Raw genomic sequence first — 263 nt, 5'->3', positions numbered from 1 at the left:
GCCGACATCACCGTCGGTTCCATCAAGATCCAGAAGTACGCGGACTTCGAACGCAACCTGCCGGTTCCCAGCAACCTGAACATGGTGCAGATGAAGCCGCTGCGCGGCACCGCCCTGTTCACCTACGACCCGAACCTGGTGTTCCTGGTCATCGACAGCCTGTTCGGCGGCGATGGCCGCTACCACACGCGCGTCGAAGGCCGTGATTTCACCACCACCGAGCAGCGCATCATCCGGCGCCTGCTCAACCTGACCCTGGAAAG

At 62.4% G+C, this 263-nt stretch carries 1 pseudogene; it reads left to right on the top strand.

The features are described from left to right. Window positions 1–263: pseudogene (gene fliM, locus SB751_RS31700) on the top strand (flagellar motor switch protein FliM); the annotation flags it as partial.

Origin of the sequence: Cupriavidus sp. SIMBA_020 (assembly GCF_046535395.1) — a bacterium.
GTDB lineage: Bacteria > Pseudomonadota > Gammaproteobacteria > Burkholderiales > Burkholderiaceae > Cupriavidus > Cupriavidus campinensis.
The sequence above is the reverse complement of the archived record's forward strand: the minus strand, read 5'-3'. Positions and strand labels throughout refer to the sequence as shown.